Below are 12,118 nucleotides of genomic sequence, written 5' to 3' on the forward strand. Positions count from 1 at the left end.
CCTTCACGCGCCGGGTGGCTGCAAGCCTTCGGTCACCGCTTGCGGCGCGCCTCGGGTCCGGTGAGGCCGGCGCGGCGCAGGGCGTCGGCCATGGCGCTGTTGGCGGGCGCGGCGGCGGACGCGGACCCGCCGCCGCCCTGCCGCTGACCCTGACCGCCCTGCCGCCGGCCCTGGCCGCCCTGGCCCTGACCGCTCTGGCCCTGACCGCTCTGGCCTTGACCGCTCTGACCCTGACCGCTCTGACCCTGGCCCTGGCCGCCCCCGCCGCGCTGCTGCGGCGGACGGCCGCCGCCCCGCCGCTCCTGGCCGGCGGCGCCCGTGCCGCGCTCCGCCCCGGCCTCGTCCTCCAGCCGCAGCGTCAGCGAGATCCGCTTGCGCGGGATGTCCACGTCCATGACCTTCACGCGGACGATGTCGCCCGGCTTGACCACGTCCCGGGGGTCCTTGACGAAGGTCTTCGACAGCGCCGAGACGTGCGCCAGCCCGTCCTGGTGCACGCCGATGTCGATGAAGGCGCCGAAGGCGGCCACATTGGTGACCACGCCCTCCAGGATCATCCCGGGGGCCAGGTCGCCGATCTTCTCCACGCCCTCCTTGAAGGTCGCGGTCTTGAAGGCGGGGCGCGGGTCGCGGCCCGGCTTCTCCAGCTCGCGCAGGATGTCGGTGACCGTGGGCAGGCCGAAGGCCTCGGTGACGAACTGCTCCGGACGCAGGGAGCGCAGTACGCCGGTGTTGCCGATCAGGGCCGCCACCTCGCCGCCGGCCGTCTTGCCCATCGCCCGGACCACCGGATACGCCTCGGGGTGCACCGCGGAGGCGTCCAGCGGGTCGTCCCCGCCGCGGATCCGCAGGAAGCCCGCGCACTGCTCGTACGCCTTCGGGCCGAGGCGGGCCACGTCCTTGAGCCCCTTGCGGCTGCGGAAGGGGCCGTTGGCGTCACGGTGCGAGACGATGTTCTCGGCGAGTCCGCCGCTGATGCCCGACACCCGCGAGAGCAGCGGCGCGGAGGCGGTGTTGACGTCCACGCCGACGCCGTTCACACAGTCCTCGACCACCGCGTCGAGCGAGCGGGAGAGCTTCATCTCGGACAGGTCGTGCTGGTACTGGCCGACGCCGATCGACTTCGGGTCGATCTTGACCAGCTCGGCGAGCGGGTCCTGGAGGCGGCGGGCGATGGAGACCGCGCCGCGCAACGACACGTCCATGCCGGGGAGTTCCTGCGAGGCGAAGGCCGAGGCCGAGTACACGGAGGCGCCCGCCTCCGAGACCATCACCTTGGTGAGCTTCAGCTCGGGGTGGCGGGTGATGAGGTCCCCGGCGAGCTTGTCGGTCTCGCGGGAGGCCGTGCCGTTGCCGATGGCGACCAGGTCGACCGCGTGCTCCTTCGCCAGGCGGGCGAGCTTGGCGAGGGACTCGTCCCACTTGTTGGCGGGCACGTGCGGGTAGATGACGTCGGTGGCCACCACCTTGCCGGTGGCGTCCACGACGGCGACCTTCACGCCGGTACGGAAACCGGGGTCCAGGCCGAGCGTCGCCCGCGTGCCCGCCGGGGCGGCGAGCAGCAGGTCGCGCAGGTTCGCGGCGAAGACCCGTACGGCCTCGTCCTCGGCGGCGGCGCGCAGCCGGGTCCGCAGGTCGATGCCGAGGTGCACCTGGATCTTCGTACGCCAGGCCCAGCGGACGGTGTCGGCCAGCCACTTGTCGCCGGGACGGCCGCGGTCGTTGATGCCGAAGCGGCGGGCGACCATGCCCTCGTACGTGGACGGGCCGGGCGTCGCTGCGTCTTCGCGGTCCTCCGGCTCCAGGGTGAGGTCGAGGACGTCCTCCTTCTCGCCGCGCAGCATGGCGAGGACGCGGTGCGAGGGCAGCGCGGTGAAGGGCTCGGCGAAGTCGAAGTAGTCGGCGAACTTGGCGCCCGCCTCCTCCTTGCCCTCGCGGACCTTCGCGGCGAGCCGGCCGCGGCCCCACATCCGCTCGCGCAGTTCGCCGATCAGGTCGGCGTCCTCGGCGAACCGCTCGGTGAGGATGGCGCGGGCGCCCTCCAGGGCCGCGGCCGGGTCGGCGACGCCCTTGTCGGCGTCGACGAACGCGGCGGCCGCGGCGGCCGGTTCCACGGAGGGGTCGGCGAGCAGCCCCTCGGCGAGCGGCTCCAGACCGGCCTCGCGGGCGATCTGCGCCTTGGTGCGCCGCTTGGGCTTGAAGGGCAGGTAGATGTCCTCCAGCCGGGCCTTGGTGTCGGCCGCGTTGATCCGCGCCTCCAGCTCGGCGTCGAGCTTGCCCTGCTCCCGCACGGAGTCCAGGATCGCGGCGCGCCGGTCCTCCAGCTCGCGCAGATACCGCAGCCGCTCCTCGAGGGTGCGCAGCTGCGCGTCGTCGAGCATCTCGGTCGCTTCCTTGCGGTAGCGCGCGATGAACGGCACGGTGGAGCCGCCGTCGAGCAGCTCGACGGCGGCCTTGACCTGCCGCTCCCGTACGCCGAGCTCCTCGGCGATCCTGCCTTCGATGGACGTCGTCACGATCGGGTCCCGCCTGCCTTCGTTTGCACTGGAAGGCTGCCAATTGTGGCAGGTGGCCGTGACAAGGCGCGGTAAGGGCGCCCGCGGGCCCGGGGGCGGGGTCCGTCAGGCCTTGCCGCGCAGGTCCGCCGGGAAGGCTCCGGCGGCGAACGCCTTCATCACGAGGCCGCCGCCGAGTTCCGCCAGGCGGGCCAGGCCGGCCGCCCCGAGGTGCTCGTACGGGGCCGCGTCCAGCCGGTCGGTGTCGGCCTCGAGGCTTTCGCGTACGGCCTTGCCCTGCTCGGTGAGCTCGCCGTCCGCGTCGAGGATCCCGCGCGCGCGGAGCCGGTCGGCCGCGGCGTCCAGGTCGGACTGCTCCCAGCCGCGGATGGCCTTGAGCCACTTCGGGGTCATGCCCTTGCCGGTGGCGGTGTGGCTGACCAGGGCCTCGAGCGGGTCCAGGCCCGCGATGAGCAGGGCGGCGAGGTGGCCGTCGCCGCGGTGTTCGCGCAGCAGGGTGGTCGCGTGCCACAGGCGCAGGTGCGGTTCCCCGGGCACGGGGAGGTCGGCGTGGGCCGCGTAGAGGGTACGGGCGTGCCGGGTGCAGCCCTCGGTGGCGCGCATCGCCAGGTCGGCGGCCTCGGCGACCTCGGGGGACTTTATGGTCTCGTCGCCGAGGAGCCTGCGCAGCGTGGCGTCGGCGGAGCGCAGCCGGGCGGCGAGCACCTGCTCGGGCGTGGCGGTGTCCCAGACGGCCGGGAGGTGCCGGGCGATGAGGTCGTGGCGGTAGTTGTAGAAGGTGGCGGTCACCGTGCCCGCTCCGACGGCGCCCATGGCGGCGGAGCGGTGGGCGAGGTTGACGGCGACGGGGTCGGTGATCCCGAGGCCCGCGAACTCCTTGGTGGTGTCCGGCGAGAAGTAGACCGTGGAGTGCAGCGGGTTGATCGCGGCGTGCCAAGCGTGCCGGGCGGCGAGCGGAGGAAGGGTCATGAACGGCAGGTTACCGACTGTTCGGTATGCCGGGAAGGCCGAGGTCTCTTACCGGACACCTCCTGGCCTGCGCATGCGGTCCAGGCCCGGGACAGGCGGTCCACCAGGTCCGCCAGCCCGGACTCCGGCAGCGTGAACGGGAGCCGGACGCGGTCGTCGTGGGCGCCCGAGGGGTCGGTCATGGCGCCGGGGACCAGCTCGACCCCGTACCGCAGCGCGACCTGCGCGAACACGGCCGCGTCCGCTCCCATCGGGAGCCTTGTCCACAAGGCCGCGCCCCCGTCCGGGCGTTGCCAGGTCCAGCCGGGCAACTGCCGTGCCAGGTGCTCCTCCAGGCCGGCCAGTCCGGCCCGCAGCGTCACCGCCCGGGCCGCGCGCATGTCCTCCACGCGTGGCAGCAGGCGGACGGCGAGGGCCTGGTCCAGCAGCGGACTGCCCAGATCGGCCCGGGCCTTGAGGCGGGCCAGGCGCTCCACGACCGGTGCGGGCCCGCGCAGCCAGCCGATGCGCAGGCCGCCCCACACGGCCTTGGCGAGGGAGCCGATGCTCAGCACCTCCGCGTCCGGCGGGGCGTGGGCGGCCACCGGCCCCGGCTCCGGGGCGTCCCACAGCCGGGTGTCGTAGGCGAGGTCCTCCACGACCGGGACCCGCGCCCGCGCCGCCAGCACTGCGATCCGCTCCCGCCGGGCGGCGGACATCAGCACCCCGGTGGGGTTGTGGAAGGTGGGCGTGACGTGCGCCAGCACGGCCCCGGGCAGGGCCGCCCGGAAGCCGGGCAGCGCGATGCCCTCGGCGTCCAGCGGCACCCGCCGCGGCCGGGCCCCGGCGGCCAGCAGGGCGTCCAGGCACCCCGGCCAGCTCGGCGTCTCCACGACCACCGCCGAGCCGCGCCGCAGGTACAGCTGCGCGACCAGGGCCAGCGCCTGGGTGGCGCCGGTGGTGACGAGGATCTGCTCGGGCGCCGTCCGAAGCCCGGCGGCGGTGTAGCGGTCGGCCACCGCGGCCCGCAGCGCCGGGAGGCCGCCCGGGTGGTAGCCGCTCTCCGCCAGCAGCGGATCGAGCCCGTCCGCCAGGAGGGCGCCGAGCGCCTCGCGTACCTCGGGGGCCGCGCCACGCGCGGCGACCGACAGGGAGATCACCTCGGCCGGGCCGTCGTCCACCAGCCGCTGGACCAGGGCCGTAGCGGTGCCGCCGGGGACCCGCCCGTCGGCCGGCCGGAGCGAGGAGCCCGGCAGCCGGGCGATCCGGGTGCCGCTCCCCGCCGGCTGTCCACCGCGCCGGCGCCGCGCAGTTCGTCGTAGGCGCAGACCACGGTGGCCCGGCTCAGGCCCAGGGCCGCGGCCAGGGTCCGCTCGGCGGGCAGCCGGTCGCCGGGCGCGAGCTCGCCCGTGCGGACGGCGTGGTGCAGGGCGGCGGCGAGGCGCCGGTACAGCGGACCCGGACCGGCGGTCCAGCCGCCCAGTACGCAATCCAGTTCGGCCGGCGACCATGCGCGCGGCGCGGAACGGTCCACTTGTCCCTCCCTTGGCCCGGGTGACCCAAGCCCCGCGCCACCAGGCTAAACCCATGACCACCAGCACCTTTGCAGCCTTCCTCGCCGCCTCCGCCGCGCTCGTCCTCGTCCCCGGACCGAACCTGATCCTGATCGTCACCCGCGCCGCCGCGCAGGGGCTGCGGACCGGTCTGGCCACCGCGGCCGGGGTGGAGAGCGCCGCCGTGGTGCACCTCGCGGTCGCCTCCTCCGGGGTGGCGGAGCTGGTGGCCCGCTCCCCCGCCGCCTTCCTGGTCCTCAAGTACGCGGGCGCGGCGTACCTCCTCTTCCTGGGTGTACGGGCGCTGCGGGCCGGGCCGTTCCTCCTCGCCACGGGGGACGGACGGACCGTCGGGCCGGGCCGCGCCTACCTCGACGGCGTCCTCACCAACCTCCTCAACCCCAAGGTGACCCTGTTCTTTCTGGCCTTTCTTCCGCAGTTCATCAGGCCGGACGCGGGCGATCCGAGCACGCAGATCCGGCTCCTCGGAGCGGTCTTCCTCGTCCTCGGCGCCCTCCTCGACCTCGGTTACGCGTGCGCCGGCGGGGCGGTGAGCCGCTGGCTGCGCCGCAGTCCGCGGGCTCTGGCCCGCCAACACCTGGCGGTGGCCGGGGTGTACCTGGTACTCGGCGCGGTCGCCGCCCTGCCGCCAGGGCTGTGACGGCCGAATGGCGATCGTGTGACAGTGGGGGCCATGGACATGACGTGGGGCGTCAGGGGTGAATACGGTCGAGCGACATGAGCTCGAACCGATCCGTCTCCTCTACCACTTGGAGCCCTTCGTGCACCGCAAAGTCATCGCCCCGAGCGTGCTCGCCGCTTCCCTGCTGCTGGTGATCCCGGCATCGGCGGCGAGTTCCGGTCCGGGCGCTCCGGGTATCGGCGATCCCTACTACCCGGCCAGCGGCAACGGCGGATACGACGTGTCGCACTACGACCTGCGCCTGAAGTACCAGCCGCAGACGGACCTGCTCGAAGGCACCGCCACCCTCCTCGCCACCGCCAAGCAGGACCTGTCCCGCTTCAACCTGGACTTCGGTCTCCAGGTCAGCGAGGTGCGGGTCAACGGGGCCAAGGCGAAGTTCGCCACCTCCGGCACCCAGGAGCTGGAGGTCACCCCGGCGAAGCCGCTGGCGCGCAACACCCCGCTGACCGTCGTCGTCAAGTACGCCGGGAAGCCCTCGGAGCTGAAGGTGGACGGCTGGACGGCCTGGCAGCGCACGCCCGACGGCGGTGTGGCGGCGCAGGAGCCCGACTCGGCGGTCTGGTGGTTCCCGAGCAACGACCACCCGCTCGACAAGGCCACCTTCGACGTCTCGGTCAGCGTCCCGGACGGCACCCAGGCCATCAGCAACGGCGTGCTCCAGTCGCAGACCTCGCGGCTGGGCTGGACCCGGTACAACTGGCGTTCCAACAAGCCGCAGGCCACCTACCTGGCCACCCTCGCGGTCGGCAAGTTCGACATCACCACCGACAAGACGGCGAGCGGGCTGCCGATCGTCAACGCCTACAGCAAGGACCTCGGCGACAACGCGGGTGCGGCGCGCGCGAGCGTGGAGCGGACCGGCGAGGTCACCGAGTGGCTGGAGGGGGTCTTCGGGCCGTACCCCTTCAACGCGCTGGGCGGCTACGTGCCGAACGTGAACGCCGGCTACGCCCTGGAGACCCAGACGCGGCCGTTCTACGGTCCGCGCCAGTTCCAGAACGGCGCCAACGTCTCGGTGGTCGTGCACGAGCTGGCCCACCAGTGGTACGGCGACAGCGTGTCCGTCGAGGGCTGGAAGGACATCTGGATCAACGAGGGCTTCGCCCGCTACAGTCAGTGGCTGTGGTCGGAGAAGGAGGGCGAGGGCACCGCGCAGGAGCTCGCCGACTGGGCCTACTCCACTCGCCCGGCAGAGGACCCGTTCTGGCAGGTCAAGCCGGGTGACCCGGGTCCGGAGAACCAGTTCCACGGGGCCGTCTACGACCGTGGCGCCATCGCCCTGCAGGCGCTGCGCAACGAGATCGGCGACGAGAAGTTCTTCGAGATCCTGAAGGGCTGGCCGACCGAGCGGGCCTACGGCAACGCCAAGGTCGGCGACTTCGTCCGCTACGCGGAGAAGGTGTCGGGCAAGCCGCTGGCCCAGCTGTTCGAGACCTGGCTGTACACCCCGGGCAAGCCGGAAGCCTCGGCCCTGGGCCCCGTGGCCGCCGGCGCCGCGGCCCGGTCCTTCTCCACCGCGGTGGAGAAGGGCGAGCCGAAGTCCTGGAAGAAGATCGCGGAGACGAACACGATCCACCGGCACGACGAGCACGACAAGCACTGACGTCCGTCAGCGGGCGGCGGCGTGCCATCGGGCGCGCGCCGCCCGCGCGATGGGCAGGTACCGCAGCCGTTCCGGCAGCAGCGGTACGAGGAGCCGCACGGCCGTGCTGAACCGCCGGAGCCTGCGCTCCTGGGCCGGGCTCCACTCCAGCCCGATGGCCGCGCGCGCCTCGGGCGGCATGTACCCCACGGTGGCGAAGGCCCGGAACCGCAGGAATGCCACCCTCAGCGCCGGCCAGGTGAGCCGCAGCAGCAGCCGGACCACGGGCCCGCCGACCTCGGGGCGGGGCAGCGGGACATCGGTGGCGACCAGCTCGCGGGCGACCTCGGTGGGCTCGATCTCCTCGGCCAGCATCCTGGCCCAGTACGCCCAGTACTCCTCGATGGTCTGCGGCATGTCCCGGTCGTGGAGGCCGAGGATCCGGCCGACCTGGAGCCACTCGCGGTAGAGCTGCCGCTCCTGGGCGGGGGTGAAGCGGCGCAGCAGGTAGCGCCCGGCATACAGGTAGACGGGGAATCCGGTCGCGTGCACCCAGGCGTAGCAGGCCGGGTCCAGGGAGTGGTAGCGCCGGCCGCGGGTGTCGACGCCCTGGATCTCCTTGTGCAGGCGGCGCACCCGGCGGCCCTCCTCGGCGGCGCCCTCCCCGCCGTACACCCAGAGCTGGACCGAGCGCAGCGAGCGCTCGCCGCGGCCCCAGGGGTCGGTGCGGAAGACGGAGTACTGGTCGACTCCGGCCGCGATGGCGGGGTGTGCGACCTGCATCGTGAAGGCGGCGGGCAGCATCAGCAGGGCCCGGACGTCGCCGGCGATGGTCCACAGCACCCCGCCGGGCGGAGGCGGCCCGGGGTCGCCGCGGCGCCCGGTCAGGGGCTTCGAGGCGGGCTCGGCCGGCTGCTCCTTCGTGCTCATTCATCCAGTATGACGGCCTCCGGTCAGCGGTCTCCCCCGCGATGTCCCGGGCCGGACAGAAAGTCTTGTCACGGGTGTTACCCAGAGGTAACCGCGGCTGCTTGGATGGCGAAGCCGATCCGATCTTCCCCCGCAGGACGATGGAGTTCCCCCATGCCGCACACCTCGCACCGCCGTCACCGGGCCGCTGCCACTGCCGTCGCGGCGGTCGCCGCGGGCGCACTGGCCGCCACCACCGCGCCGGCCGCCACGGCGGCCCCCTCCGCCGGGAGTGCCGTCGCCGCCGCCCCGCGGCTCAGCGTCCTCTCGTACAACGTGTTCCTGATGAGCAAGAACCTGTACCCGAACTGGGGCCAGGACCACCGGGCCGCGGAGATCCCCAAGGCCTCCTTCTACCAGGGCCACGACGTGGTCGTGCTCCAGGAAGCCTTCGACAACGGCGCCTCCGACGCGCTGAAGGCCAACTCGGCCGCCCAGTACCCGTACCAGACCCCGGTCGTCGGCCGCAGCAAGACCGGCTGGGACGCCACCGGCGGCGCGTACTCCTCCACCACCCCGGAGGACGGCGGGGTCACGATCCTGAGCAAGTGGCCCATCGTCCGCAAGGAGCAGGTCGTCTTCAAGGACGCCTGCGGCGCCGACTGGTGGTCCAACAAGGGCTTCGCCTATGCCGTGCTGAACGTGAACGGCGCCAAGGTGCACGTGGTCGGCACCCACGCGCAGTCCACCGACCCGGGCTGCGGTGCGGGCGAGGCGGCGGACATGCGCGCCCGTCAGTTCCGGGCGATCGACGCCTTCCTGGACGGGAAGAACATCCCGGCGGGCGAGCAGGTGATCGTGGCGGGCGACCTGAACGTCGACTCGCGCACGCCGGAGTACGCGGCGCTGCTCGCCAACGCCGACCTGGCGGGCTCCGACACCCGCACGGGCCACCCGTACTCCTTCGACACCGCGCTGAACTCGATAGCGAACTACCGCTACCCGACCGACCCGCGCGAGGACCTGGACTACGTCCTGTACCGCAAGGGCAACGCCCGTCCGGCGGGCTGGGAGAACAACGTGGTGAAGGAGCAGTCGGCGCCCTGGACGGTCTCCAGCTGGGGCACCTCCTACACGTACACCAACCTCTCCGACCACTACCCGCTGATCGGGCGCTAGGCCGCCTAGACCACAGCCCCGGTCCGGTGGGCGGCGCGCCGCCCACCGGACCGGGCTCGTTCGCCTCAGGGCGCCTCGTAGAGGCCGTCGATCAGCGCGCCGTACTTCTCCCGGACCACCCGCCGACGGAGCTTCAGCGAGGGTGTGAGCTCTCCCGATTCGGGTCCCCACTCCTCGGTGAGCACCCGGTACCTCTTGATCTGCTCGGTCCGGTTGAGCCGCGCGTTGGCCGCCTCGACGGCCCGGGCGATCTCCGCCGTGACGGCGGGGTCCTCGGCGAGCGCGCCGAGGGAGGCGGCCTCGATGCCCCGGGCCGCGGCCCAGGCCGGGGCCAGCTCCGGGTCCAGGACCAGCAGGGCGACGAGGTAGGACCGGCCGTCGCCGTGGACCAGGGCCTGGCCGATCAGCGGGTGCTCCTTGACGGTGTTCTCCACCAGCGCCGGAGAGACGTTCTTGCCCGTGGAGGTGATGATCAGCTCCTTCTTGCGGTCGGTCAGCCAGAGGAAGCCGTCCTCGTCGAGCCGGCCGATGTCACCGGTCGGGAACCAGCCCTCGCCGTCCGCCGCGCTCTCCACCGAGCCGTCCGGCCGCAGGTAGCCGCCGAAGACGGTCGCGCCGCGGGTCAGGATCTCCCCGTCCTCGGCGAGCCGCAGCTCCAGCCCCTCGATCGGGCGGCCCACCGAGCCGAGCCGGAAGCCGTCCGGGCTGTTGACCGTGCACACACCCGAGGTCTCGGTGAGGCCCCAGGCGTCCATGATGGTGATCCCCCAGCCGGCCCAGAAGCGGACCACGTCGATCGGCATCGGGGCGGTGGCGCTGGCCGTCCAGACGAGGCGGTCCAGGCCGGCCAGGCCCAGCAGCGGATCGAGCACCCGCTCCTTCGCCGTGGCGTACGAGGCTTCGAGCGCGGCCGGTATCACCTCCCCGCGCTCCCGGTGGCCTGCCCGGGCACGGGCGAGGTCGTTGGCCGCCTCGATCGCACCGCGCTGCTCCTCGGGCAGCTGCGCGAGGACGGCCCGTACGGAGGCGGCGAGCTTCTCCCACACCCGGGGCACGCCGAAGAACTGCACCGGACGCAGCTCGCGGACGGCGGCCGATACGGCGGTCGGGTCGGCGCACAGCCGTACGTGCGCGGCGCGCAGCAGCGGCAGGTAGATGCCCAGGACCCGCTCCGCGATGTGCGCGAAGGGCAGGTAGCAGATGTGCTCGGCGTGCTCGGGCAGCTCCACGTGCCGGTCGAGGCGGACCGCCTGGAGCATGAGGTTGCGGTGGGTGAGGCGGACGCCCTTGGGGTCGCCGGTGGTGCCGGAGGTGTAGACGACGGTCAGCGGGTCCTCGGGGCGGGCCTCCTGCCAGGCCTTCTCGAAGGCGTCGGCCCGGTGCAGCCGGGCGCCGCTCGCGTACAGGGAGCCGTAGGTGCGGTGCGTGCCGGCCTGGGCGGCCTCGGCCACGACCAGCCGTTCCAGGGGTACCCCGGGGTCGGCCAGCAGCGGCTCCCACCGGACGAGCTCGCGGGCGCCCTCGACGACGGCGACCCTGGCCCGGCTGTGGCGGGCGATGTGGGCGATCTGCTCGGGCGCGGAGGTCCCGTACACGGTGACGGGGACGGCGCCGAGGTGGACGAGCGCGAGGTCGCTGAGCCAGTGCTCGGGGCGGTTGCCCATCATCAGCAGCACGTGGTCGCCGCGCTCGACGCCGAGCGCGGCGTAACCGGAGGCGAGGACGGCGACCTGGCGGCGCACCTCGCTCCAGGTGAGGGTCGTCCACGGGGCCGCTTCGGGCCCCGCGCGCCACGACAGGGCGGGCAGCTCGCCGTATTCGGCGGCGTTGCGGGCCAGCAGGGCGGGGAGGGTGAGCTCCTCGGGTCGTCCGGGCAGTCGCAGGTTCGTGGTCATGGGCAGCTCCTGGCCGTTTCACATCGTTGGTGCGACAGCAATACTGTTGAACCCAAGCTGTGGAGCAGAGAGCGAGGCGCAGACGATGGCCGACCAGGCACCCGAGCCGATGCTCACCGTGGACGAGCTGGCGGCCAGGGCGGGCGTCACCGTCCGTACCGTACGGTTCTACAGCACGCGCGGGATTTTGCCCCCTCCCGTGATCGGCCCCCGTCGTGTGGGGCACTACGGCCCGGAGCACCTCTCGCGGCTGGCCCTGATCGAGGAGTTGCAGCACCAGGGCATGACGCTGTCCGCGATCGAGCGCTATCTGGACGCGCTGCCCGACGACCTGAGCGCGCACGATCTGGCGATCCACCGGGCTCTGGTGGCCAGTTGGGCCCCGGATTCGGCCCAGGAGGTCTCGCGGGCGGAGCTGGAGAAGCGGGCGGGGCGCAGCCTGTCGGACAGCGATGTCCGGCGGCTGACGGCGATGAACGTGTGCGCAGTTTCGGGGGACGGTTTCCGGGTGGACGTGGGGCTGTTGCGGCTGGGGGTCGCGCTGCTCGACGTACCGATCGCGCACGAGACGATCCTGGCGGCGCGCCGGGTCCTGATGGAGCACACCAGGTCGGCGGCGCACGAGTTGACGGCGCTGTTCCGGGACGAGGTGTGGGGGCCGTTCACGGAGGGCGAGAGCGACCCGGAGCGGGTGGAGTCGATGAAGGCGCTGTCGGCACACATGCAGCCGATGGTGGTTCAGGCACTGGTGACGGCCTTCCAGCGGTCGCTACGGGAGGAACTGCGGGCGGCGTTCGTGTCCGGCGAGGCGCCCGGCGGGCCGTAGCCGC

Annotated in this window: 10 protein-coding genes; 4 read left to right on the forward strand and 6 right to left on the reverse strand. The window is 73.1% G+C overall.

All coding sequences use genetic code 11. The features are described 5' to 3' along the window. Nucleotides 1-32 precede the first annotated feature (32 nt). From OHA89_RS07710 to OHA89_RS07725, 4 genes are all read right to left on the reverse strand, one after another. Nucleotides 33-2,516 (reverse strand): Tex family protein, encoded by a 2,484-nt coding sequence (locus OHA89_RS07710; protein WP_406365745.1) that lies wholly within the window; start codon nt 2,514-2,516, stop codon nt 33-35. A gap of 105 nt (nt 2,517-2,621) precedes the next feature. Beyond that, the gene (locus OHA89_RS07715; protein ID WP_215144412.1) at nt 2,622-3,485 is read right to left on the reverse strand and encodes an SCO6745 family protein; all 864 of its coding nucleotides are present in this window, start codon (nt 3,483-3,485) and stop codon (nt 2,622-2,624) included. Beyond that, complete coding sequence (locus tag OHA89_RS07720) at nt 3,482-4,645, reverse strand: PLP-dependent aminotransferase family protein (RefSeq protein ID WP_406365746.1); 1,164 nt, start codon at nt 4,643-4,645, stop codon at nt 3,482-3,484. The genes OHA89_RS07715 and OHA89_RS07720 overlap by 4 nt, the downstream gene beginning before the upstream one ends. Continuing rightward, on the reverse strand, nt 4,621-4,998 hold the full coding sequence (locus tag OHA89_RS07725; RefSeq protein WP_406365747.1) for a GntR family transcriptional regulator: 378 nt from the start codon (nt 4,996-4,998) through the stop codon (nt 4,621-4,623). The genes OHA89_RS07720 and OHA89_RS07725 overlap by 25 nt, the downstream gene beginning before the upstream one ends. 53 nt (nt 4,999-5,051) lie before the next feature. Between OHA89_RS07725 and OHA89_RS07730 the strand changes: the two genes are divergently transcribed. Together OHA89_RS07730 and OHA89_RS07735 are read left to right on the forward strand one after the other, a co-directional pair. Continuing rightward, nucleotides 5,052-5,678: a LysE family translocator gene (locus tag OHA89_RS07730; protein ID WP_406365748.1), complete on the forward strand. Its 627-nt coding sequence runs from the start codon at nt 5,052-5,054 to the stop codon at nt 5,676-5,678. Nucleotides 5,679-5,799: 121 nt separating this feature from the next. Then, nucleotides 5,800-7,326, forward strand: coding sequence for a M1 family metallopeptidase (locus OHA89_RS07735; protein ID WP_215144406.1), 1,527 nt, complete (start codon nt 5,800-5,802; stop codon nt 7,324-7,326). Between the two features lie 6 nt (nt 7,327-7,332). Here the strand turns inward: OHA89_RS07735 and OHA89_RS07740 are convergent, their stop codons facing one another. Then, nucleotides 7,333-8,235 carry an oxygenase MpaB family protein gene (locus OHA89_RS07740; RefSeq protein ID WP_406365750.1) on the reverse strand — a complete coding sequence of 301 codons (903 nt, stop codon included), beginning with the start codon at nt 8,233-8,235 and terminating at the stop codon, nt 7,333-7,335. 153 nt (nt 8,236-8,388) lie between these two features. Here OHA89_RS07740 and sph point away from each other — a divergent pair, with 153 nt between their 5' ends. Beyond that, nucleotides 8,389-9,393 (forward strand): sphingomyelin phosphodiesterase, encoded by a 1,005-nt coding sequence (gene sph, locus OHA89_RS07745; RefSeq protein WP_266613774.1) that lies wholly within the window; start codon nt 8,389-8,391, stop codon nt 9,391-9,393. A 65-nt stretch (nt 9,394-9,458) separates the two neighbouring features. On the opposite strand, the gene OHA89_RS07750 is transcribed toward sph, so the two are convergent. Beyond that, the gene (locus OHA89_RS07750) at nt 9,459-11,288 is read right to left on the reverse strand and encodes a long-chain fatty acid--CoA ligase (protein ID WP_266613776.1); all 1,830 of its coding nucleotides are present in this window, start codon (nt 11,286-11,288) and stop codon (nt 9,459-9,461) included. 85 nt (nt 11,289-11,373) lie between these two features. On the opposite strand from OHA89_RS07750, the gene OHA89_RS07755 reads away from it, so the two are divergent. After that, nucleotides 11,374-12,114 (forward strand): MerR family transcriptional regulator, encoded by a 741-nt coding sequence (locus OHA89_RS07755; RefSeq protein ID WP_266613778.1) that lies wholly within the window; start codon nt 11,374-11,376, stop codon nt 12,112-12,114. Nucleotides 12,115-12,118 lie beyond the last annotated feature (4 nt).

Source organism: Streptomyces sp. NBC_01546 (genome assembly GCF_045208355.1).
Taxonomy (GTDB): Bacteria; Actinomycetota; Actinomycetes; order Streptomycetales; family Streptomycetaceae; genus Streptomyces.

Bases quoted from the DNA above. Each gene is read 5' to 3' on its own strand.
- OHA89_RS07715 (WP_215144412.1), bottom strand. From the start codon at position 3,485: ATGACCCTTCCTCCGCTCGCCGCCCGGCACGCTTGGCACGCCGCGATC.
- OHA89_RS07730 (WP_406365748.1), top strand. From the start codon at position 5,052: ATGACCACCAGCACCTTTGCAGCCTTCCTCGCCGCCTCCGCCGCGCTC.
- OHA89_RS07740 (WP_406365750.1), bottom strand. From the start codon at position 8,235: ATGAGCACGAAGGAGCAGCCGGCCGAGCCCGCCTCGAAGCCCCTGACC.
- sph (WP_266613774.1), top strand. From the start codon at position 8,389: ATGCCGCACACCTCGCACCGCCGTCACCGGGCCGCTGCCACTGCCGTC.
- OHA89_RS07750 (WP_266613776.1), bottom strand. From the start codon at position 11,288: ATGACCACGAACCTGCGACTGCCCGGACGACCCGAGGAGCTCACCCTC.
- OHA89_RS07755 (WP_266613778.1), top strand. From the start codon at position 11,374: ATGGCCGACCAGGCACCCGAGCCGATGCTCACCGTGGACGAGCTGGCG.